This is a genomic window from Pseudomonas sp. FEN (assembly GCF_904067045.1).
GTDB lineage: Bacteria > Pseudomonadota > Gammaproteobacteria > Pseudomonadales > Pseudomonadaceae > Aquipseudomonas.
This window is the reverse complement of record NZ_CAJFDC010000012.1, coordinates 481,037-502,366: the sequence shown is the minus strand read 5'-3', so window position 1 is coordinate 502,366 and position 21,330 is coordinate 481,037. Positions and strand designations below refer to the sequence as shown.

General features: G+C 61.0%; 20 protein-coding genes. 13 read left to right on the top strand and 7 right to left on the bottom strand.

Features of this window, described 5'->3' with window-relative positions; all coding sequences use genetic code 11:
• Positions 1 to 747 (top strand): type ISP restriction/modification enzyme (locus tag PFEN_RS14415; RefSeq protein ID WP_318192843.1); only part of this gene is annotated, 747 nt, incomplete at its 5' end.
• A 356-nt stretch (positions 748 to 1,103) separates the two neighbouring features.
• A complete protein-coding gene (locus PFEN_RS14410) occupies positions 1,104 to 1,253 on the top strand; it encodes a hypothetical protein (RefSeq protein ID WP_183143758.1) in 150 nt (49 codons plus the stop codon).
• A gap of 275 nt (positions 1,254 to 1,528) precedes the next feature.
• Here the strand turns inward: PFEN_RS14410 and PFEN_RS14405 are convergent, their stop codons facing one another.
• On the bottom strand, positions 1,529 to 1,891 hold the full coding sequence (locus PFEN_RS14405) for a winged helix-turn-helix transcriptional regulator (protein WP_191487475.1): 363 nt from the start codon (positions 1,889 to 1,891) through the stop codon (positions 1,529 to 1,531).
• A gap of 111 nt (positions 1,892 to 2,002) precedes the next feature.
• On the opposite strand from PFEN_RS14405, the gene PFEN_RS14400 reads away from it, so the two are divergent.
• A complete protein-coding gene (locus tag PFEN_RS14400) occupies positions 2,003 to 2,737 on the top strand; it encodes an SDR family NAD(P)-dependent oxidoreductase (protein ID WP_191487474.1) in 735 nt (244 codons plus the stop codon).
• Positions 2,738 to 2,825: 88 nt separating this feature from the next.
• The gene (locus PFEN_RS14395) at positions 2,826 to 3,017 is read left to right on the top strand and encodes a nuclear transport factor 2 family protein (RefSeq protein ID WP_224770961.1); all 192 of its coding nucleotides are present in this window, start codon (positions 2,826 to 2,828) and stop codon (positions 3,015 to 3,017) included.
• Here PFEN_RS14395 and PFEN_RS14390 read toward each other — a convergent pair.
• The 3 genes from PFEN_RS14390 to PFEN_RS14380 are packed head-to-tail and all read right to left on the bottom strand — an operon-like array spanning position 3,014 to position 7,930.
• On the bottom strand, positions 3,014 to 4,138 hold the full coding sequence (locus PFEN_RS14390) for an ABC transporter permease (RefSeq protein ID WP_191487473.1): 1,125 nt from the start codon (positions 4,136 to 4,138) through the stop codon (positions 3,014 to 3,016). The two genes, PFEN_RS14395 and PFEN_RS14390, sit on opposite strands and share 4 nt — an antisense overlap.
• A 1-nt stretch (position 4,139) precedes the next feature.
• Positions 4,140 to 6,881: a ribosome-associated ATPase/putative transporter RbbA gene (gene rbbA / locus PFEN_RS14385; RefSeq protein WP_191487472.1), complete on the bottom strand. Its 2,742-nt coding sequence runs from the start codon at positions 6,879 to 6,881 to the stop codon at positions 4,140 to 4,142.
• Between the two features lie 2 nt (positions 6,882 to 6,883).
• Positions 6,884 to 7,930: an HlyD family secretion protein gene (locus tag PFEN_RS14380; protein WP_191487471.1), complete on the bottom strand. Its 1,047-nt coding sequence runs from the start codon at positions 7,928 to 7,930 to the stop codon at positions 6,884 to 6,886.
• 388 nt (positions 7,931 to 8,318) lie between these two features.
• Here PFEN_RS14380 and PFEN_RS30625 point away from each other — a divergent pair, with 388 nt between their 5' ends.
• Together PFEN_RS30625 and PFEN_RS14375 are read left to right on the top strand one after the other, a co-directional pair.
• Positions 8,319 to 8,597, top strand: a complete 279-nt coding sequence (locus PFEN_RS30625) for a hypothetical protein (protein WP_224770960.1) — start codon at positions 8,319 to 8,321, stop codon at positions 8,595 to 8,597.
• A 4-nt stretch (positions 8,598 to 8,601) separates the two neighbouring features.
• Positions 8,602 to 9,123 carry a helix-turn-helix transcriptional regulator gene (locus tag PFEN_RS14375; protein ID WP_191487470.1) on the top strand — a complete coding sequence of 174 codons (522 nt, stop codon included), beginning with the start codon at positions 8,602 to 8,604 and terminating at the stop codon, positions 9,121 to 9,123.
• A 19-nt stretch (positions 9,124 to 9,142) separates the two neighbouring features.
• On the opposite strand, the gene treR is transcribed toward PFEN_RS14375, so the two are convergent.
• Positions 9,143 to 9,847: a trehalose operon repressor gene (gene treR / locus PFEN_RS14370; RefSeq protein ID WP_191487469.1), complete on the bottom strand. Its 705-nt coding sequence runs from the start codon at positions 9,845 to 9,847 to the stop codon at positions 9,143 to 9,145.
• Between the two features lie 226 nt (positions 9,848 to 10,073).
• Between treR and treP the strand changes: the two genes are divergently transcribed.
• The 7 genes from treP (at position 10,074) to tadA (ending at position 19,518) form a co-directional block, all read left to right on the top strand.
• Positions 10,074 to 11,516 carry a PTS system trehalose-specific EIIBC component gene (gene treP, locus PFEN_RS14365; protein WP_191487468.1) on the top strand — a complete coding sequence of 481 codons (1,443 nt, stop codon included), beginning with the start codon at positions 10,074 to 10,076 and terminating at the stop codon, positions 11,514 to 11,516.
• Between the two features lie 178 nt (positions 11,517 to 11,694).
• The gene (gene treC, locus PFEN_RS14360) at positions 11,695 to 13,344 is read left to right on the top strand and encodes an alpha,alpha-phosphotrehalase (protein WP_191487467.1); all 1,650 of its coding nucleotides are present in this window, start codon (positions 11,695 to 11,697) and stop codon (positions 13,342 to 13,344) included.
• 100 nt (positions 13,345 to 13,444) lie between these two features.
• Complete coding sequence (locus PFEN_RS14355; protein WP_191487466.1) at positions 13,445 to 14,668, top strand: maltoporin; 1,224 nt, start codon at positions 13,445 to 13,447, stop codon at positions 14,666 to 14,668.
• A gap of 63 nt (positions 14,669 to 14,731) precedes the next feature.
• Positions 14,732 to 17,269, top strand: coding sequence for a phosphoenolpyruvate--protein phosphotransferase (gene ptsP, locus PFEN_RS14350; RefSeq protein WP_191487465.1), 2,538 nt, complete (start codon positions 14,732 to 14,734; stop codon positions 17,267 to 17,269).
• A 2-nt stretch (positions 17,270 to 17,271) separates the two neighbouring features.
• Positions 17,272 to 17,562, top strand: a complete 291-nt coding sequence (locus tag PFEN_RS14345) for a PTS transporter subunit EIIB (protein ID WP_191487464.1) — start codon at positions 17,272 to 17,274, stop codon at positions 17,560 to 17,562.
• An 88-nt stretch (positions 17,563 to 17,650) separates the two neighbouring features.
• Complete coding sequence (locus PFEN_RS14340; protein ID WP_191487463.1) at positions 17,651 to 19,027, top strand: multicopper oxidase family protein; 1,377 nt, start codon at positions 17,651 to 17,653, stop codon at positions 19,025 to 19,027.
• Complete coding sequence (gene tadA / locus PFEN_RS14335) at positions 19,027 to 19,518, top strand: tRNA adenosine(34) deaminase TadA (RefSeq protein WP_191487462.1); 492 nt, start codon at positions 19,027 to 19,029, stop codon at positions 19,516 to 19,518. The genes PFEN_RS14340 and tadA overlap by 1 nt, the downstream gene beginning before the upstream one ends.
• A 61-nt stretch (positions 19,519 to 19,579) precedes the next feature.
• Here the strand turns inward: tadA and cmoB are convergent, their stop codons facing one another.
• Entirely contained in the window at positions 19,580 to 20,536 is a 957-nt protein-coding gene (gene cmoB, locus PFEN_RS14330) for a tRNA 5-methoxyuridine(34)/uridine 5-oxyacetic acid(34) synthase CmoB (protein ID WP_191487461.1), read from the bottom strand.
• Positions 20,533 to 21,276: a carboxy-S-adenosyl-L-methionine synthase CmoA gene (gene cmoA, locus PFEN_RS14325; protein ID WP_191487460.1), complete on the bottom strand. Its 744-nt coding sequence runs from the start codon at positions 21,274 to 21,276 to the stop codon at positions 20,533 to 20,535. The genes cmoB and cmoA overlap by 4 nt, the downstream gene beginning before the upstream one ends.
• Between the last annotated feature and the right edge of the window lie 54 nt (positions 21,277 to 21,330).

Below are 21,330 nucleotides of genomic sequence, written 5' to 3'. Positions count from 1 at the left end.
GGGAATTCACGAGGATTTTACGCAAGCCCTCAGAAGAAAATCATGAGGCATCTAGAGATGGAAGACAATCTTGCATTCATATCTTGTCGTATGAATCGGGATAATAGCGACACTTACTGGGTTGCGGAAAATCTAGTTAGCAAAAGCCTTATATCCTCTTTGGATAATTGCTATGTTTTTCCAATTTATCTATATCTCGACAGCGACTCAGATGGAAATATAGCCCGCACTCCAAATTTTAATGAAGATATAGTTAGTGAGCTCGCATCTGCGACAAAATTAGATTTTAGTCCAGAGCCGACTGATTCCAAAGGTTCATTTTCGCCTGTCGACGTGGTGGATTATATATATGCATATCTTCATTGCGAACCTTATCTTAAGCAGTATCGGCCATTTTTAAAGGTTGACTTTCCTAGAGTTCCTTACCCTGAAAGCAAAAAAGATTTTTTCAGTTTCGTTCAGCTTGGTAAGAAATTGCGGACTATCCATCTTATGTCGGATACTGGTGATTGGGATCCGACAGTTTGTTTTTCGCAAGCTGGAAGCGGTTTGATTACGAGAAAAATAGGTGTTAAAGATTTTGAGATAACGGACAAAAAATTAAAGCTTGGGCGTGTATGGATTAATGAAAGCCAGTATTTTTCGGGCATCCCTGAAACCATTTGGAATTATAATGTTGGAGGTTACAGTCCCGCTCAAAAATGGCTGAAGGATCGAGTTGGGCAGGTGCTCAGTACGAGGACCTAAGCCACTATCAGCGTATTATTTGCGCTTTAACCAAGGCGCAGAAGGTGATGGAGAAGATAAATTCGGCATATGTCATTTCTGCGACCTGACTACATAAGGATGTCGCCGGTCTCAGCCTTATGTAGCACTTAGTGCTAGTCAATTGCGCTGGCTAAACCTGTACTAGCCAGCGCTACACATGGATACTGGTGCGATCATTAGACCGCCCATTGTTTCGTATTCGTGGACGCTTACAGACCGCTTTTGACCGATTCTGTCAGTCGGACATGCAATACCGGCCAACGTTGGACGGTTTTGAAGTGGCCTGAGCAGGCTATTCTTGGGGCTTGAGGGTATCTACGATTTAGGGGCGACTGATGAAAGACCGTAGTCACGATGAGGCAATGGCAGAGCTTTTCCGGGCTGATCCGGCGTATGCGGCAGAGCTGCTGGCCGAGATTGTTTGTGATGGTGATGCGGAAGAGTTGGCCATTCTAGAGCGGCAGCTATCGCTGCCTTTGCCATGAAAGAGGCAAACCCTATTTTTTGAGCGGGTTGCGGCTGTGTCATGGCATCTCTCATGGTCTTTCCATTACTACACCTCTAGATAATCCTATTTACAGGGGCTTCAGCCGTCCATTGATGATAGAGTGGGAATGATTGGTCATCCGGCACTGACCGACACCAACTAGCAAGAAACACCCTGAAGCCCGCGTAATTGCGGGCTTTCGGCTTTTTGGGTCTGGCAAATCCTGGCAGCTTTGTGCATCACCATCCGACTCAGCGGTTCTTCAGCATCCCGCTAGGGCAAAGCATCGCGTTTGGCGAAGATGCTTGCCATTTCCGCCGCGTTCTCGGTCCCCCAGGTGCACAGCGGCATGATCGCGTCAGCCAAGCTGCGACCGAGTGGGGTCAGCGCGTAGTCCACGCGCGGCGGCACCTCCTTGTAGTCGGTCCGCACCAGCACGCGATCGGCTTCCAGATCCTTCAATTGCTGGATCAGCACCTTGTCGCTGACGCCCGGGATCAAACGCTTGAGCTCGCCGTAGCGCTTCGGACCGTCGCGCAGGAAAAACAGGACCAGCGGTTTCCACTTGCCCGAGATGATGCGCAGCGTGGCGTTCAGCCCGCAACCGGTACCGCAGACTTCAGAAGAGCTCGTCATTTTTATACTTACCAAAAGGTGCATACTTGTCCTTAGGTTATCAGGGTCGCATCCTAGTCCTCAAGCAAGCAGTTCCCTGCTTGCGTACAACGCTTAGGAAGGATGCACTTCATGACCAGACTGAATGGAAAGACCGCCGTGATCACCGGCGGCGCTACCGGCATCGGCCGCGCGGCGGCACAGCGCTTCATCGAGGAGGGCGCCTTCGTCTTCATCTTCGGCCGTCGGCAGGAGGCACTCGATGCCGCTGTGGCCGAACTCGGACCCAATGCCCGCGCGGTGAAGGGCTCGGTCTCGGATGAGGCCGATCTTGATCGCCTCTACGCGGCGGTGAAGGCCGAGCGCGGAACCCTCGACATCGTTTTCGCCAATGCCGGGACGGGCGGTCCGCTTGCGCTCGGCAAGATCACCGCCGAACACATTGACGAAACCTTCGACACCAATGTGAAGGGGACGATCTTCACGGTCCAGAAGGCGCTGCCGCTGATGGGCCAGGGCGCCTCGATCATCCTGACCGGATCGAGCGCCGGCACCACCGGCGCTCCGGGATTCACTGCCTACAGCGCGAGCAAGGCGGCAGTGCGCAACCTCGCGCGGACCTGGGCTGAGGACCTGAAGGGCACCGGCATCCGGGTCAACGTGCTGTCGCCCGGCGCGACGGCGACTGAACTCGCAAAGGAGGCGCTGGGCGAGGAGGGTCAGAAGGCCTACGGTGCCATGACTCCGCTCCAGCGCATGGCCGATCCCGCTGAGATCGGGGCCGTGGCCGCCTTTCTCGCGTCGTCGGACAGCAGTTTCATGACCGCCAGCGAAGTCGCCGTAGACGGCGGCCTGGCACAACTCTGATGCACCACGCCCACCGGGCGCTCCGTTCGATCGTTCGGAGCGCCCGGTGGGCGTGGTGATCCGATCCGTGCGAAATGGAGGAACTCCCATGAGTATCGAGAAGAACATCCAGACCGTGAAGGACTTCTTCGCCGCCATCGCCCACGGCGCCAAGGCGGGGCTGCTGGCGCTGGTCGCCGAAGACATCAAGTGGATCATTCCGGGCGAGAACTGGGCGCTCGTCGAATGCCCGGGCGCTCTAACTATGAAGCGTCTCTCAGGCACGACGGTCCATAGCTAACGCAAGCTCGCAACAGACCGACGGAACAGCACCAAACTCACCGCGAGAAACGTCACCCCCATCACCAGTACCGTGATGAACTCTTTCCAGACGATATCGAGCCCCGCCCCTCGATAAACAATCGCCTGCATGAAGCTCACATAGTGCCGTGACGGGAAAAGCCAGGTCACGTACTGGACCCATTGCGGCTGGCTCTCGATCGGCGACATACCGCCCGACAACATCATCATCGGCATCACCACCATCATCATCAGCAGGGCGAATTGCGCCATGGTGCGCGCGAGTGTGCCGAGGAAGATGCCGATAGCCGCCGTGGCGAAGACGTAGATGACGGTCCCAAGCAACAGGAGACCGCGCGAGCCGGCAATGGGAACGTCGAGCAGACCCTCGACCACGAATAACAGCGAGCAGATGAAGCTGACGATGATCACCAAGCCATTCGACCACACCTTGGCGAGCGCAATCTCGAAGGCCGTCAGCGGCATCACCAGCAGGTGCTCGATCGTGCCGTGTTCCCGCTCGCGCAAGAGCGCCGCGCCGGTCAGGATAATGATCAACATCGACAGCTGATCGGCAAGGCCGACGATCGCGCGGAACCAGGATTGCGTGCCGTTCGGATTGAAGGCGCGGCGGATGACGAGATCGGAGGTCAGGCCGCTGGTTTGCACCGTGTCCTGTCGGTAGCGCTTGACCTCGTCGGTCACGATGTTCTGGATATAGCCCGCGCCCAGGGAGGCTTGTTGGACCGCGGTAGCGTCCACGTTGACCTGGACTTCGATATCGCGTCCCTTGCGCACATCCGCTTCAAACCGTGGGGGAATGACGACGACAAAGGTGTAGAGCCCCTGGTCCATGGAGCGATCGATATCGGCGGCGCTGATCGTTTTGACCGTCTGGAAGTAGGGTGGATAGAACAGTCCGGCAATCGATCGCGAGAGGCTGGAATTGTCTTCGTCGATAATCGCCACGGAGGCGTTGTTGATGGTTTCGCCGGCTCCGGTCGACTGCGTATAGATGCTGACGCCGAAGGACCAGATCATGAAGAGGATCATCATCATGTCCTTCGACAGGGTGCGCAGCTCCTTGGTACCGAGCCAGAATATGTTGGCGAGACTGCGCACCTTATTTCTCCTGTTTGCGCAAGAAGAGCGCGGACAGCAACAGGAAGGCCGGACAGAACAGGGCCAGCGTCAACAGGTCGGTAGCCATGTCGCGCAAGCCAAGCCCCTTGGTGAACGCGCCGACGCTCATATGCATGTAATAGCTCGTCGGCCAGAGCGACCCCATGAGGCGCGCGCCACCCTCCAGCGTCGAGACCGGCTGCATCATGCCGGAGAACTGCATGGTCGGCAGCAATGACAGTACCGCTCCGGCGAACACCGCCGCGACCTGGCTCGAGGTGAAGGTCGAGATGAACAGCCCGTAGCCGGTGGCCGCCGCCACATAGAGAAATGCACCGAGGGCCAGGGTGAGACCGTCGCCCTTGAGCGGGACCTTGAAGAGCAACAGCACCGTCGCGGTCATGATGAAGAAGTTGATCATGCCGACGCCGATGTAGGGCAGTTGCTTGCCGATCAGGAACTCCAACCGGGTGGTGGGCGTGGCGTAGAAGTTCGTGATCGTACCGATCTCTTTTTCACGGGCAACGCTGACGGCCATCAGAATGGCGAGAAACATCATGAGCAACATGCCCGGCACCGCCGGCCCGATCGAATAGATGCTCTCGGCCGTCGGGTTGTAGCGGTAGCGGATCGCGATGCGGGTTGTCGGGGACGAGCTCAGCGGGGTGCTGGACTCCCGGTTTCGCTGTTCGGAGAAGAGATTGTGCGCCTGCTGGACATAGCCCTCGATGGTCGCGGCGCGCGAGGTGTTGGCGCCATCGATCCAGGCCGCTATCTGCCAGTCCGAGCCGCGCTTGAGCAAGCGGCCGAAGTTCGGCGGAATCTCGATGGCAAGCGTGATGTCGTTTGATTTGAGGCGCTGCTGCATTTCATCGACGCTGTGGATCGGCGCTTTTTCGGTGAAGGATTGAGAACTCGAGTAGTTGGCCAGATAGGCCCGGCTCTCTGGTGTGTCATCGTGGTCAAACGCCGCGTAGGTGAGATTGGTCACGTCGCTGGAGACACCGAAGCCGAAGATCAACAGCATGATGAAAGAGCCGAGGAAGGCGAAGACGAGCCGCACCGGATCGCGCATAAGCGACAGCGTCTCGCACTTGGCATAGGCGAGGAGGCGTCGCAGTGGCATGAAGGTCGAGCGGCGGGGCGCCGCCGCCTCGACTTTTCGCAGGGGCTCGCCCTCGGCCGTCGCCGTGTCGGGCGTGGACGAAGATGCCTCGGCGTCCTCGATATAGGCGATGAACGCCTCCTCGAGATCCGCGCCACCTTTGGCGGCGATGACGTTCTGCGGTGTGTCGCAGACGAGGACGCGCCCCGCATGCATCAAGGAGATGCGATCGCAGCGCAGTGCCTCGCTCATGAAATGCGTGGAGACGAAGATCGTGACATTGCGGGTTCGCGAGAGATCGCCGAGCAGACGCCAGAATTCGTCGCGGGCCTGTGGATCGACCCCTGACGTTGGCTCGTCGAGGATCAGCAGTTCAGGATCGTGCACGATCGCCACCGCCAGGGAAAGACGTTGCCGCACCCCGAGTGGCAGTGAACTGGCTTGCGCGTCGGCATACTCGACAAGACCGACATCGACCAGGAGCTGGGCGATACGCTCCTTGGCGTGATCCGCGGCCAGATGAAACAGTCGGGCGTGCAGAAGGAGGTTTTGCCGCACGCTGAGTTCGCCGTAGAGCGAGAACGATTGCGACATGAAGCCGACGCGCTGGCGAATCGACAGGTCGTTGGCATCGACCGGCTTTCCGCACACCTCGGCCTCTCCTTCGCTCGGCGCCAGCAGCCCGGTCAGCATCTTCATGGTCGTGGTCTTGCCGCTGCCGTTCGAGCCGAGGAAGCCGAAGATCTCTCCGCGCTCGATGGCGAAGCTGGCGCGATCGACCGCGGTGAAACTGCCGAAACGGCAGGTCAAATTCTTCGCGACAATCACCGGCGCTTCCGTGCTCGGTTTGCGGGGCGGAATGACGAAGCGCCGAGACGCCGATTTCTGTCCCGGTTGCAGGGCGACAAAGACCGCTTCGAGGTCCTGTTCGCCAGTTTTCGCGCGCAGTTCATCCGCGGTGCCGCAGGCAAGCACTTTGGCGCGATCCATGACGATGAGCCAATCGCAATAGCTTGCCTCATCCATGTAGGCGGTGGAGACGAGGACGCTCATCGTCGGCCGCTCGCGCCGCAGATCAGCGATAAGATTCCAGAACTGTCGACGCGACAGCGGATCGACCCCGGTCGTTGGTTCGTCGAGAATGAGCAGATCGGGGTCGTGAATGAGCGCGCAGCACAGGCCGAGCTTTTGCTTCATGCCGCCCGACAGCTTTTCGGCGGGCCGATCGAGAAAGGCGAGCAGGCCGGTTGCGGCAGCCAGGCGCCGCGTGCGCGCTTGACATTCCGATGCGGACAGACCGAAGAGAGTCCCGAAGAAGGCCAGGTTCTCGCGGACGCTGATCTCCTGGTAGAGGTTCTTGCCGAGTCCTTGCGGCATATAGGCAATGCGCGTGCAGACGGAATGACGATGCCGCGCATTGCCCATGCTGCCGCCGAGGACCGTGACCGATCCGTCCTGCAGCTTGCGCGCTCCGGCGATCAGGCCGAGAAGCGTCGACTTGCCGGCACCATCAGGACCGATGACCCCCGCCATCCGCCCGCTCGGCAGTTCGAGCGCGACATCATCGAGCGCGCGGACCTTGCCATAGGCATGGCTCACGGCGCAAACCTCGGCGATCAGCGGGGTGCGGTCCTCCATCGTCAATCCCCTGCATCGACAGGATCACCCTGGATGCGCTTTTGCAGGCTGTCCGGCCAATGGGGTGGGTTCGGATCGAGGCGCACATAACCGACGCCACGGGCCCCCGTTTTCACCTGTTCGACGTGACGCTCGATGAGGCTTGGCGGAATGCGCAGTTTGACCCGGAACATCAGCTTGTCGCGCTCGCTGCGCGTTTCGACCTGCTTGGGGGTGAACTGAGCCTCCGGAGACACGAAGCTCACTTTGGCCGGGACGGCGAAATCGGCACCGTCGAACTGAATCCGTGCCTGCGATCCGATCGGTATGCGCATGACCTGTTCGGAGGGGAGATAGATCTCCATGTAGATCTCCGACAGATTGACGATTGTCAGGACCTTGCCGCCCGCCGCAAGGACTTCCCCGGGATTGGCCAGCCGATAGAGGACACGGCCTCGCACCGGTGCGAGGAGAACGGTATCGGCGATCTGGGCGTCGATCTGATCGACGAGTGCTTGCGCGGCCACGACCGAGCGCTCATGCGCTGTCACGGTTCTCTGCGCGGCCTCAAGGACGGCCCGCGCGGAGTCATGGTTGCCCTGCGCCGAATCACGGTCCTCCTGGCTGATCGCTCCGGTTTCGATGAGCTTGAGGGCCCGGCGAAGATTGGCTTTCTTGAGGATCAGTTCGGCTTGCCGTTGCGCGACGGTTGCCTTGGCCTCGAGCGTCGAGGCTTCCTCGGAAGCCACGTCGGCGACGTACTTTGCGCGTTGTGCCTGCAACTCCGTGGTATCGATGCGGGCGAGCACTTGTCCCGGCGTGACAAGGTCACCTTCCTGGACGAGCACCTCCCGAATCCGCCCGGCCAACTTCGCGGCAATGTCGACCTGGTCGGACTCGATACGTCCGTTCCCCGATACAAGCCCCTCGGGCAGCTTGCCCTGCTGGCTCTGCCACCAGTACCAGGTGCCGCCGGCACCGGCTGCCAGCGCTATGCCCAGGATGAGAAGGGCCCTTTTGGCAATACGTCGCCAGGAGGAGTTTGCATCGCTGTTCGGGAGGGTCGTCACGATCGGATCCTTGGGCGTGAGGTGGGATGTGAAACATCGCTTGGGCCGCGAACATGCACCTGCCGAACGGCAAGAAGGAAGCTGGAACACGCGCTTTCATCGGCGGTGTCCCGGGAACATCCGGGTCAGTCTGTTTTCAATGAATCATGCCAATTAACCGCTGCCCATGGAGTTGATCTTTATCAATCAATGCCGTTGGAGTAGCGAGCCGATATCAGCTTGCTCAAGCAACACCTGGTAAATACCTCGTTCAGCCTCGGCTCCAACCCTCCCTACACTCAAGAAATCGGCATGAAATTGAAGTGCCGAAAGAGTCATTTTTTGTCGATAAATGGATTTGGTTGTCAGTTGACAACCTTTGCGCATGGCGCAAGACTGGAGGCTATGGATGGCTAGAGCAAGACACCCGATCAAGGAGATCGAGAACGTACTGCGTTATGCAGAGGAATTTGGCTGGCGAATCAAAGTGGGTGGTTCGCATGCCTGGGGCCGGATGTACTGCCCGCTCAATAGTGAGTTGTGTCGATGTGGCGAGTTTTGCATGACGGGCGTTTATAGCACTCCACGTAACGTATACAGGCATGCCCGTGAATTGCGGCTGGCTGTTGACAACTGCGACCTGAACCGCGCCAGTGATGGTCCTCTGAGCGCAACGCTTAAGGAGTAGAAACATGCAGGAGTATGAATTCACTTTGAGATACCAGCTCTCGGAGCAAAACAACGATCATGACGTGTTGATCGAGCTTCTATTGGAGAACGGTTGCGATGACTCGCTGATCGGCTGCGGAATCCCTGGAAGGCTGGCACTGAAGTTCTCCCGAGATGCCGACAGCGCCGCTCAGGCATTGCTCAGCGCCTTGCAGGACGTCAAGCGCGCCATTCCCGATGCCCGCCTTATCGAGGTTGTGCCCGATCTGGTCGGCCTTTCGGATATCGCCGATATCGTCGGCGTTTCGCGGCAGAACATGCGCAAACTCATGCTCAGTCATGGCGCGTCATTTCCGTTGGCGGTCCACGAAGGCAGCGCTTCCGTCTGGCACCTGGCGGAAGTCCTGGTTTGGCTCGAAGGCCGGGGTTATGACCTTGAGCCCCTGATGATTGAAACCGCGCAGGCGGCCCAGGATATCAATCTCACGAAAGCCTCCAGCAAGCTTGGCGCGGTGAACCCCGAGTGGCTGGCGCTGGTGCTGTGAGCCATGGCAGGGCGCCGACTCAGCGTCTTGCCACGTCGGAAAAGTAGAACTTGTCCAGGGTGTGCCGCGACTCGGTGTATTCGAACTGCCGGCCATCCTGCAGGAACGTCTGGTTCTTCACCACGATCACGTGGCTGGCCCCATCCAGGTCCAGGTGCAGCAGGTCGTCCCGGCTGCAACGGGCCGCCTCGATGGTGCGCTGGGCGAAGCTGATGCTCAGTTGCAGGGTTTTTTCGATATAGGCATAGATCGACTGCTCGGCGATCTCCCGGGTCAGGCCGGGAATCAGGTCGGCGATGAAATAGTTGATGTCGAGAATGATCCGCTTGCCGTCGATACGCCGCACCCGCTTGATGCGAATCACCGAACTGCCCGGTTCGGCATCCAGGCGCTCCTGAAGCGGGCCTTCAAGGGCGATCTCGCTGAACTCCACCACTTCGGTACCAATGTTGCTGCCCAGGCTGGAATGAGCTTCCTGGAAACTGACGATTCCCCCCAGTTGAAACTCGATCGGGCTACGGGACAGCACGAACGTGCCCTTGCCATGGATCTTCTGCGCGAAACCGCGCTCCTGCAATTGCTCGATGGCCTTGCGCACGGTGCCGCGGCTGGCCTGGTAGCGGTCCATCAGTTCGGTTTCCGACGGTAGCCGGGCACCTTTCTCCAATTGCTCGGTGGTAATGCTGGCAAGCAGATCACTGTAGATCTGGTTGTATTTGCTCATGCTCTGCGCTCTGGATCGAAAGTGCTCGCCAACAAGGTAGCCGGCGCGATGTCCTGGACCTGGAACCTTAAGGGCAGGTCGGGGGCTTTGTCCATTTGTCGGATCCTTTAGCGATAAATTGGTAACTCGTCTGTACGAGTTATTGCTTTAACTCGTACAGACGAGTATTTTTCTTTCCTGTGTGCTGCCAACCCCCTCCAATAACAAGAAACAGTGGAAGAAAAGCATGAGCCACGACTATCCGAATATCGCCCGCGAGCTGCTGCAAGGCCTCGGTGGCGCCGAAAACCTCGAGCAGGCCGCTCACTGTGTCACCCGTCTGCGCCTGGCTCTCAAGGACCCGAGCCGGGTCGACAAGGCCGCGTTGTCCCGCATCGACCTGGTGAAAGGCAGCTTCTTTACCGGCGGCTTGTTCCAGATCGTCATCGGTCCGGGGGAAGTGGAAAGAGTCTACGCGGCCTTGCGCGAGATCACCGGGATGGCCGCCGCGACCATCGCCGACGTCAAGCAGAAGGGCGCCGGCAAGACCAACGCCATGCAGCGTCTGGTGCGGGTATTTTCCGATGTGTTCATGCCGATCCTGCCGGCGCTGATCATTGCCGGCCTGCTGATGGGGGTGAACAACCTCATGGGCGCCAAGGGCATGTTCATCGCGGACAAGACCTTGCTCGAGGCCTACCCATCGCTGGACGGCGTGTGGAGCCTGATCAACCTGATGGCCAACACCGCCTTCGTGTTCCTCCCGGCCCTGGTCGGCTGGTCGGCGGCCAAGCGGTTTGGCGGCAGTGAAATCCTCGGCATCGTGCTCGGCCTGATGCTGGTGCACCCCGACCTGCTCAATGCCTGGAACTACGGCAAGGCGGTCGCCGGCCTGGACGGGCAGAGCCTGCCGTACTTCGACATCTTCGGCTGGTTGCGTATCGAGAAGGTCGGCTACCAGGGGCAGATCCTGCCGATCCTGATGGCCGCCTATGTCATGAGCGTCATCGAGAAGTGGTTGCGGGCGCGGGTGCCGAATGCCATTCAATTGTTGGTGGTGCCGATTACCACCATCGTCGTCACCGGCGTGCTGGCCCTGGCGATCATTGGCCCGGTGACCCGTCACCTGGGCATCCTGATCACCGAAGGCGTGGTCATGCTGTTCAATGTGGCGCCGGTACTCGGCGGCGCGATCTTCGGCCTGCTCTACGCGCCCCTGGTGATCACCGGCATGCACCACATGTTCCTGGCGGTGGACCTGCAACTGATCGCCACCCAGGGCGGCACCTTTATCTGGCCGATGATCGTCATGTCCAACCTGGCCCAGGGCAGTGCGGCACTCGCGGTGTTCTACATGAGCCGCAATGCGCGGGAGCGCAGCATGGCGTCGACCTCGGCGATTTCCGCCTACTTCGGTATCACGGAACCGGCGATGTTCGGCGTCAACCTGCGCTACAAGTTCCCGTTCTATGCCGCGCTGATCGGTTCGGCGCTGGGCAGCATCTTCCTGTCGCTGAACAAGATCCAGGCCTCGGCCATTGGCGTGGGTGGCTTGCCGGGCTTTATCTCGATCATTCCGCAATACATCCCGACGTTCATCGTCGGCATGGTTATCGCCATGGTCGTGCCGTTCCTGCTGACCTGCGGGTTGAGCATGAAAATCATCCGCCCCGGCTACCGCGTCGCCTGAAGGTGTCGGGCTGGTTGAACACGGTCCCTTATAGGCGCAGAGCTGGTGTGGGAGCGGAGCTGGCCCGCGAAGCTTCTAGCGATCTGGAGGGCCCCCTCGCGAGCAAGCTCTGCTCCTACAGGTTCGCGGTGTTCATGAGTGCGCAGGTTCAAGTTGACTGAAAGTATCAGGAGTACCCATGCAAGACTGGCAGCGTTCGGTGATCTACCAGATCTACCCGAAAAGTTTCTACAGCCATTCAGGCCAGGCCACCGGCGATCTGCTGGGCGTGGTCGACAAGCTCGACTACCTCCAGTGGCTGGGCGTCGATTGCCTGTGGATCACGCCGTTCCTGCGCTCGCCGCAACGCGACAACGGCTACGACATCAGCGACTACTACGCCATCGACCCGAGCTACGGGACCATGGCCGACTGCGACTTGCTGATCGCCGAAGCCGCCAAGCGCGGCATCAAGCTGATGCTCGATATCGTGGTCAACCACACCTCCATCGAGCACGAATGGTTCCGTCAGGCCCGCAGCAGCCTCGACAACCCGTACCGGGACTTCTACATCTGGCGCGACCAGCCGAACAACTGGCAGTCGAAGTTCGGCGGCAATGCCTGGGAATACGAGGCCCAGACCGGCCAGTATTACCTGCACCTGTTCGACCATACCCAGGCCGACCTGAACTGGGACAATCCCCTGGTGCGCCAGGAAGTGTTCAAGATGATGCGCTTCTGGCGTGACAAGGGCGTCGGCGGCTTCCGCCTGGACGTGATCAACCTGATTTCCAAGCCGGCCGACTTTCCCGAGGACGCCAGCGACGGCCGTCGTTTCTACACCGATGGCCCGAACGTGCACGACTACCTGCGGGAAATGCACCGCGAGGTGTTCGAAGGTCATGACCTGATCAACGTCGGCGAAATGTCCTCCACCAGCCTGGCGCATTGCATCCGCTATTCGCGGCCCGAGTCCCGCGAACTGTCGATGACCTTCAACTTCCACCACCTGAAGGTCGATTACCCGAACATGGAAAAATGGGTTCGCGCCGATTTCGACTTCCTCGAACTCAAGCGCATCCTTTCCGACTGGCAGACCGGCATGCAGGCCGGTGGCGGCTGGAATGCGCTGTTCTGGTGTAACCACGACCAACCCCGGGTGGTTTCGCGCTTCGGTCATGACGGTGAATACCGGGAGCTGTCGGCGAAGATGCTCGCCACCGCGTTGCATTTTCTCCAGGGCACGCCGTACATCTACCAGGGTGAAGAACTGGGCATGACCAATCCGGGTTTCGCCTCCATCGAGCAGTACCGCGATGTCGAAACCCTGAACATCTACCGGATCAATCGCGAAGCCGGCGAGTCCGAAGCCCTGGGCATGGCGGCGATCATGCAGAAATCCCGGGACAACGGCCGCACGCCGATGCAATGGAGCGCCGGACCGAATGCCGGTTTCAGCAGCGCACGGCCCTGGATCGACCTGCCGGCGAACGCGGCGCGGATCAACGTCGAGCAACAGTTCGACGATACCGGCTCGGTACTGCATCACTATCGTGCCCTGATCGCCCTGCGGCGCAGCGAAGCGCTGATGGTGGACGGCGTCTATCGCCAGTTGTTGCCCGAACATCCACGGGTCTGGGCCTATGTGCGCGAAGGGCGGGGCGAGCGTCTGCTGGTGGTCAACAACTTCTATGCCCAGGACTGCGAAGTTGAATTACCCGAGGACATTTTCATCGACGGCCAGAGCCAGCGCCTGGTGATCGGCAACTACAACGAGTGCCCGTCGTGTAGTCGACAACTGTCACTACGACCTTACGAGTCCTTTGTGCTGCATCTGTCAGAAAAATAGGACGTTTCGTTCATTCAAAGCTGTTCGCAGCACATCGTGCGTGGGAAGGCTGCGCCCGATAATCCAGCACCAATACACAATAAAAATAATGGGGGAGCCAATGAAAACAACAATAAATCGTCATCTCGCGGTGTCTTGTGTGTGCCTGGGATTGCCGTTCTCGGCCCAGGCCCTGGAGTTCGCCGGCTACTTGCGCAGCGGCATGGGCAGTTCGGTCAACAGTGCTTCGCAAAGCTGTTTCCAGTTGCCCGGCGCGCCCTCCAAATATCGCCTGGGCAACGAGTGTGAACAGTACGCGGAGCTGGAGTTGCGCCAGGACCTGCTGACCCTCGACGACGGTTCGGTGTTCAGCGTCGATGGGATGGCCTCGCTCTACAACAAGTACGATCACAACCCCAGTTTCGACGGTGACAACGGCACCGCGCGCATGCCGCAGATGTACGCGCAGTGGTCGAACATGCCCTCGCTCAACGGCGGTTCGCTGTGGGCCGGACGTCGTTACTACAAACGCAATGACATCCATATCTCCGACTTCTACTACTGGAACCAGAGCGGCACCGGCGGCGGTATCGAGGACGTGAAGATCGGCGATCTGAAATACAGCTACGCCTTTTCGCGCAAGGACAACCTGTATCAGAAAGACTACATCAACCGGCACGACTTCAACGTCGCTGGCTTCAAGACCAATACCGACGGCGAACTGGAGTTCGGTGTCAGTTACCTCGATGCGCCGAATCGCCGCGATACCCATCAGGGTTGGGCGATCACCACGCAACATGTGCAGAAGAACTTCCTCGGCGGCAAGAACAAGTTCGCCCTGCAATACGGCGAGGGGCCGGGCACTGGGCTGGGCTACACCGGCGACACCCGCCTGGACAGCAGCAACAAGAGCTACCGCGCTGTCGAATTTTTCGACTGGCAGGTAACACCGCGCTTTGGCGGGCAGATCGAGGCCGTGTACCAGAAGGATATCCGCCCCGACGGTCAGGGCCAGACCTGGATGTCCCTCGGGGTGCGTCCGTCCTATGCGATTACCGAGCAGTTCAAGCTGGTGGGCGAACTCGGCCATGACCAGATCGAGGCCGCGGGCGGTACCCGAAAACTCAGCAAGTTCACCTTTGCCCCGACCTGGTCGCCCAAGGGCGCGGATTTCTGGGCGCGCCCCGAGGTCCGTATCTATTACACCTATGCCAGTTGGAACGCGGCGGCCCAGCGGGCGGCCAATGAGTTGGCGGCGGGGTCGGCGGTGTCCGACACGGGGGCTTTCGGCAGCGCCCTGCATGGCTCCAATTTCGGTGTGCAGGTCGAGTACTGGTGGAAGTAAGTCCTATGCTGGCGGGGCTTGCGCCGTGCCGGAACGTCAAAGAACAATGATAAAGGTGATGTCATGACCGCAACCCCTTCCCTGGAACTGCTCGCGCCCCTGTCCGGGGTGCTGATCGAGCTGGATCAGGTGCCTGATCCGGTGTTCTCCAGTCGCATGATCGGCGATGGCCTGTGCATCGACCCGACCTCCGCGGTGCTCCGCGCGCCGTTGGCCGGGGTGGTGAGCAATCTCCAGGCCAGTGGCCACGCCATCAGCATTACCGATGACCAAGGGGTACAGGTGCTGATGCATATCGGCCTGGACACCGTGCAGCTGCAAGGCCAGGGCTTCACCGCCCGGGTCCGCGAGGGCGAGCGGGTCACGCTCGGCCAGGCGTTGATCGAGTTCGACGCCGACTACATTGCCTTGCACGCCCGCAGCCTGTTGACCCTGGTGCTGGTAGTCAGTGGTGAGACCTTCAGCCGCCTGGCACCGGCCAGTGGCCTGGTTGAAAGCGGCGAACCGCTGCTGCGCATCGAGCGCAATGCTTGCGCGGCGGACGCGGTGGTGGAAGAGCAGGGCGAGGCGTTGTTCTCCAGCCCCGTGACCCTGGCCAATGCCAATGGCCTGCACGCGCGCCCGGCGGCAGTGCTGGCCCAGGCGGCCAAGGGCTTTGCCGCGAGTATCTGCCTGCATCGGCGCCAGGACAGCGCGAACGCCAAGTCGCTGGTGGCGATCATGGCCTTGCAGACGGTGCGGGGCGATGTGTTGCAGGTCAGTGCGATAGGCAAGGATGCCCAGGCCGCCATTGACGCGCTGGCGGCACTGTTGGTCGATGGCTGCGGTGAAGCGGTCGGACCTGCGGTGCCGATGGATGCCCCGGTCGTGTTGCAGACCTCTTCGCCGACCTGGTTGCGCGGCGTTTGTGCGTCGCCGGGATCGGCGTTCGGTCGGGTGGTGCAGGTGGCCGAACAGCGCCTCGAAGTTGCGGAGGTCGCGGCCGACGAACCCCATGAGCGCGCCTTGCTTGAACGTGCTCTGAACGAGGCGACCCAGGCCTTGCAGGTCCTGCGCGATCGCGCCGAAGGCAGTGCCCAGGCACAGATTTTCCGCGCGCACCAGGAGTTGCTGGAAGACCCGAGCCTGCTGGAGCAGGCCCAGGCGCTGTTGACCCAGGGCAAAAGCGCGGCGTTCGCCTGGCGCCAGGTCACCGAGGACACCTGTGCGTTGTTCGAGCGCCTGGGCAGCAGTTTGCTGGCCGAGCGCGCGCTGGATCTGCAGGATGTCGGCCAGCGCGTTCTGCGACTGATTCTCGGGGTCCGGGAGCGCGTCGTCGAGCTGCCGGATGACGCGATCCTGATTGCCGAGCAACTGACCCCATCGCAAACGGCGGGGCTCGATACCCGCAAGGTCCTCGGCTTCGTCACGGTTGGTGGCGGTGCCACCAGCCATGTGGCGATCCTGGCCCGGGCATTCGGCTTGCCGGCTCTGTGCGGCTTGCCCGCCGAGGTCCTGAAGGTCCCCGGCGGCACCCCGGTACTGCTCGATGCCGACCTCGGGCGCTTGCACCTGATGCCGGAAGATGCCGACGTCCAGCGTCTGCTGGTCCAGCGCCAGCAGCAACACCAGCGCCGCCAGCGCGAGACGGAACAGGCGGGGGAGGCGGCCCGCACCCGTGACGGTCATCATGTCGAGGTCAGTGCCAACGTCGCGTCCTTGCAAGAGGTGGAGCAGTCACTGACCCTGGGCGCTGAAGGGGTCGGCTTGCTGCGTTCCGAGTTTCTCTATCTGGAGCGCCAGAGCGCGCCGGGAGTCGAGGAGCAGGGCGCGACCTATGCGGCGATTGCCCGTGCCCTGGGGGCGGAGCGCAATCTGGTGGTACGCACCCTCGACGTCGGCGGCGACAAGCCCCTGGCCTACGTGCCGATGGACAGCGAAGCCAACCCCTTTCTCGGCATGCGCGGGATTCGCCTGTGCCTGCAACGCCCGGAACTGCTGCGCCAGCAACTGCGGGCGATACTCACCTGTGCCGGGCTGACGCGGTTGCACATCATGCTGCCGATGATCACCCAGTTGTCCGAGTTGCGGCAGGCGCGGCAGTTCCTCGAGGACGAAGCCCTGGCGTTGGGACTCAAGGTGTTGCCGAAGCTGGGGGTCATGATCGAGGTGCCGGCGGCGGCCCTGATGGCCGACCTGTTCGCCCCCGAAGTGGACTTCTTTTCCATCGGCACCAATGACCTGACCCAGTACACCCTGGCCATGGACCGTGACCACCCGCAATTGGCGAGTCAGGCCGACAGCCTGCACCCGGCGGTATTGCGCTTGATTGCCGCGACGGTGAAAGCCGCCCACTCCCATGGCAAGCCGGTCAGCGTGTGTGGCGCGCTGGCGTCCGAGGCGCTGGCGGTGCCGGTGTTGCTGGGGCTGGGCGTGGATGAATTGTCGGTCAGCGTGCCGTTGATCCCGGCGATCAAGGCGGCGGTCCGTGAGGTCGGGCTACTGGAGTGCCAGGTCCTGGCCCAGCGGATGCTCGGCCTGGAAAACGCCGGGCAGGTGCGTGAAGCCCTGCTCGATCATCAACACGCCACGGCGCTGCAGCCGCGGGTTCTGGAGAACTGAACATGTTCGAGAAATTTCAGCAGGCGTTCTGGAAAGCCCTGACGCCAGACCTGGTGCCGGATCAACCGCGTACAGCGGTTTCCAGGGCCGAACAGGCACTACGGCCGGAGATCGTCGCCGCCCTGGGGGGCGAGGGCAATCTCAAGTCCCACCAGCGCCTGGCATTGACACGTCTGCGCGTGGCATTGAATGACAGCGCTCAGGTCGATCAGCCGGCGCTGCGTGCGGCGGGTGTCGCCGGGGTGATGATCCTGGCCGGTGGCGTGGTCCATTTGTTGCTGGGACTGGACTGATTTCCTTACTGTTTCGCAACTGCGGGTGTATCGTATTCGCCTTTTGCGCGCCCTGGCGTGTGGCTGAATAGGTGAGGTGGTTGCGTTCATGTCCTTTACCCGTCGACAGATACTCGGTGGACTGGCCGGTCTTGCAGTGGTCGGCGTTGGCGCCGGCGGCGCGGCGCGTTACTGGTTGGGGAAAATGGCCGACGTCAAAGCCGGCCATGACTATGAACTGATCGCCGCGCCCCTGGATGTCGAACTGGTGGCCGGGCATAAGACCCCGGCCTGGGCGTTCGGCCCTTCGGCACCGGGCAGCGAGCTGCGGGTGCGCCAGGGCGAGTGGCTGCGGGTGCGCTTTATCAACCAGTTGCCGGTGGCCACCACCATTCACTGGCACGGTATCCGCCTGCCGCTGGAAATGGACGGTGTGCCTTACGTGTCGCAACTGCCGGTGCTGCCCGGCGAATATTTCGACTACAAATTCCGCGTCCCGGATGCGGGCAGCTACTGGTATCACCCCCACGTCAACAGCAGTGAAGAACTGGGGCGCGGCCTGGTTGGTCCGCTGATTGTCGAAGAGCGCGAACCCACCGGTTTCCAGCATGAGCGGACCTTGAGCCTGAAAAGCTGGCACGTGGATGAAAACGGCGCTTTCGTGCCTTTCAGTATTCCCCGTGAAGCCGCTCGTGGAGGGACGGCGGGGCGCCTGTCGACCGTCAACGGCGTATCGCAAGCCGTGATCGATTTGCCGGCCGGGCAGATTACCCGGGTCCGCCTGCTCAACCTCGACAACACCCTGACCTATCGCCTCAATATCCCCGGGGTCGAGGCGCGGATCTATGCGCTGGATGGCAACCCGATCAAGCCGCGGCCGCTGGGCAAGGAGTACTGGCTGGGGCCGGGGATGCGTATTTGCCTGGCGATCAAGGCACCGCCGGCTGGTGAGGAGTTGTCCCTGCGCAACGGTCCGGTGCGTCTGGCGACCTTTCGTTCGGTGGCTGCCAGCGGCACATCGGCGGATTGGCCGAAGGCCTTGCCGGCCAATCCGCTGGCCGAGCCGGACCTGGCGAATGCCGAGAAGCTCAACTTCAATTTCGAATGGGTTGGCTCGGTTTCGGTGAACGTCGATAATGGCCAGCCCCCCAGCCTCTGGCAGATCAATGGCAAAGCCTGGGACATCACCGACAAAACCTGCGCCGACCGGCCCATCGCCAAGCTGGTGAAGGGCAAGAGCTATATTTTCGAATTGAAGAACATGACCCAGTATCAGCACCCGATCCACTTGCACGGTATGAGCTTCAAGGTCATCGCCTCGAACCGCAAGGCGATCATGCCGTATTTCACCGATACCTACCTGCTGGGCAAGAACGAGCGGGCGCGGGTGGCGTTGGTTGCGGATAACCCGGGGCTGTGGATGTTCCATTGCCATGTGATCGATCATATGGAAACCGGCCTGATGGCCGCGATCGAGGTGGCTTGATGCGCCAGATACGGCCCGCGCCGATCATCGACCGCAGTCGCGACCAGGACTTCATGCGTGAAGCCCTGGCGCTGGCCGCTCAAGGCGCGCTGTTGGGCGAGGTGCCGGTGGGCGCGGTGCTGGTGCAGGATGGCGAGATCATCGGGCGGGGTTTCAATTGCCCGATCAGTGGCAGCGATCCGAGCGCGCATGCCGAGATGGTCGCCATTCGTGCCGCCGCCCAGGCCGTCGATAACTATCGGCTGCCGGGCAGTACGCTGTACGTGACCCTGGAGCCGTGCAGCATGTGCGCCGGGTTGATCGTGCATTCGCGGATCGCGCGGGTGGTCTATGGCGCGCTGGAGCCCAAGGCCGGGATCGTGCAGAGCCAGGGGCAGTTCTTTACCCAGGAGTTTCTGAATCACCGGGTGTTGTTCGAAGGCGGGGTCCTGGCCGAGGAGTGCGGGGCGATCCTCAGCGAGTTCTTCAAGGCCCGCCGGGCTAGACCTTAAGCCAGAACGGACTTATGTGCGGAACTGGGATGTGTGGCGAGCGGGCTTGTCAGGTGTGCGCCTACTTACGGGCGACCATCACCGCCCGCATCGGCGCCGGCAGCCCTTCGATGGTCTTGCTGTGATCCTCGGGGTCGAGGAAGTCGCTCAGCGACTGGTATTTCATCCACTCGGTCCCGCGCTGTTCCTGCACCGTGGTCACGCTCACATCGACACAGCGCACATCGCTGAACCCGGCACGCCGCAACCAGCGCTCCAGCGCCGGCACCGATGGCAGGAACCAGACATTGCGCATCTGTGCATAACGGTCCTCCGGCACCAGCACCTGATTCGCGTCGCCTTCCACCACCAGGGTTTCCAGCACCAGTTCGCCGCCCTTGACCAGACAGTCCTTGAGCGCCAGCAAATGCTCGATGGGCGAGCGCCGATGGTAGAACACGCCCATGGAAAACACCGTGTCGAAGCCTTCCAGATTGGCTGGCAGGTCCTCGAAGGGGAACGGCAGGTGCCAGGCCGACGGCTCTGACAAGTAGCGCTGTACCGCCTGGAATTGACAGAAGAACAGCCAGTTCGGATCGACGCCGATCACCGTGTCCGCGCCGGCGCCGAGCATGCGCCACATGTAATAGCCGTTGCCGCAGCCGACATCGAGAATGCGCTTGCCCTTGAGGTCGAGGTGCGGGGCGACCCGCGACCATTTCCAGTCCGAGCGCCATTCGGTGTCGACATGCACGCCGAACAGGTCGAACGGGCCTTTGCGCCATGGGCACAAACCGATCAGCGCGGTGTGCATCTGGGCGCGGGTGGCGTCGTCGCAATCGCTGTCCAGGGTCAGGCCGTTCAGCAGATCGACCTGTGTCGGCTGGATCTTCGGCAGGGCATCGAGCGCACTCTGCCAGCGCTCCAGGTCACCGTGACCTTTTTCCATCCTGGCATCGAGTTGCGTTTGCAGGCTTGCGGCCCATTCAGCCAGCGGGGTGTGCGCCAGACGGCGGGCGAGGGGGGACAGATCAATCATGGCAGGGCAATCAACGAGGCAAAATTAAGGCATTGGAACCACGGCACGACTTTCGAGAAACCCGCCGCCAGCAGGCGTTCGCGGTGTTCTTCGAGGCTATCGGGTTTCATTACGTTTTCGATGGCGCTGCGCTTCTGGGCGATTTCCAGTTCGCTGTAGCCATTGGCGCGTTTGAAGGCGACGTGCAGGTCGCTGAGCAGCGCCTGTTCTTCGCCGTCATTGAAGCGCAGTTTCTCCGAGAGGATCAGCGCGCCGCCGGGCAACAAGGCCTGGCGGATGCGCCCGAGCAGGGCCAGGCGTTGTTCGGGGGCGATGAATTGCAGGGTGAAGTTCAGCGCCACCACCGAGGCTGGCTGGAATTCCAGGGCGAGGATATCGCCCTCGATCACCTCCACCGGCAGCAGCTCCTGGAACATCGAGTCCTGGCCGTTGAGGTATTGGCGGCAGCGTTCGACCATGGCCGCGGAGTTATCCACCGCGATGACCTTGCAACCATCGCTGCGCACGTGGCGGCGCAGGGCTTGGGTCACCGCGCCGAGGGAACTGCCGAGGTCGTAGAGCACGCTGTGCGGCTGGGCGAACTGTGCGGCCAGCACGCCGAGGTTCTCGACAATGGTCGGGTAGCCGGGCACCGAGCGCTTGATCATGTCCGGGAAGACCCGCACCACGTCTTCGTTGAAGACGAAGTCCGGCACCTGGGCCAGGGGTTGGGCGAAAAGGCGATCGGGTTCTTTGCTCACGACGGTTCCGGCGGATACTGAAAAGGCCGGCATTTTAGCCAAGTTGGCGTCGCG

Bases quoted from the DNA above. Each gene is read 5' to 3' on its own strand.
- PFEN_RS14340 (WP_191487463.1), top strand. From the start codon at position 17,651: ATGTCCTTTACCCGTCGACAGATACTCGGTGGACTGGCCGGTCTTGCA.
- PFEN_RS14375 (WP_191487470.1), top strand. From the start codon at position 8,602: ATGCAGGAGTATGAATTCACTTTGAGATACCAGCTCTCGGAGCAAAAC.
- PFEN_RS30625 (WP_224770960.1), top strand. From the start codon at position 8,319: ATGGCTAGAGCAAGACACCCGATCAAGGAGATCGAGAACGTACTGCGT.
- PFEN_RS14410 (WP_183143758.1), top strand. From the start codon at position 1,104: ATGAAAGACCGTAGTCACGATGAGGCAATGGCAGAGCTTTTCCGGGCT.
- tadA (WP_191487462.1), top strand. From the start codon at position 19,027: ATGCGCCAGATACGGCCCGCGCCGATCATCGACCGCAGTCGCGACCAG.
- treR (WP_191487469.1), bottom strand. From the start codon at position 9,847: ATGAGCAAATACAACCAGATCTACAGTGATCTGCTTGCCAGCATTACC.
- ptsP (WP_191487465.1), top strand. From the start codon at position 14,732: ATGACCGCAACCCCTTCCCTGGAACTGCTCGCGCCCCTGTCCGGGGTG.
- rbbA (WP_191487472.1), bottom strand. From the start codon at position 6,881: ATGGAGGACCGCACCCCGCTGATCGCCGAGGTTTGCGCCGTGAGCCAT.
- PFEN_RS14405 (WP_191487475.1), bottom strand. From the start codon at position 1,891: ATGACGAGCTCTTCTGAAGTCTGCGGTACCGGTTGCGGGCTGAACGCC.
- cmoB (WP_191487461.1), bottom strand. From the start codon at position 20,536: ATGATTGATCTGTCCCCCCTCGCCCGCCGTCTGGCGCACACCCCGCTG.
- PFEN_RS14345 (WP_191487464.1), top strand. From the start codon at position 17,272: ATGTTCGAGAAATTTCAGCAGGCGTTCTGGAAAGCCCTGACGCCAGAC.
- treP (WP_191487468.1), top strand. From the start codon at position 10,074: ATGAGCCACGACTATCCGAATATCGCCCGCGAGCTGCTGCAAGGCCTC.
- PFEN_RS14395 (WP_224770961.1), top strand. From the start codon at position 2,826: ATGAGTATCGAGAAGAACATCCAGACCGTGAAGGACTTCTTCGCCGCC.
- PFEN_RS14355 (WP_191487466.1), top strand. From the start codon at position 13,445: ATGAAAACAACAATAAATCGTCATCTCGCGGTGTCTTGTGTGTGCCTG.
- treC (WP_191487467.1), top strand. From the start codon at position 11,695: ATGCAAGACTGGCAGCGTTCGGTGATCTACCAGATCTACCCGAAAAGT.
- PFEN_RS14400 (WP_191487474.1), top strand. From the start codon at position 2,003: ATGACCAGACTGAATGGAAAGACCGCCGTGATCACCGGCGGCGCTACC.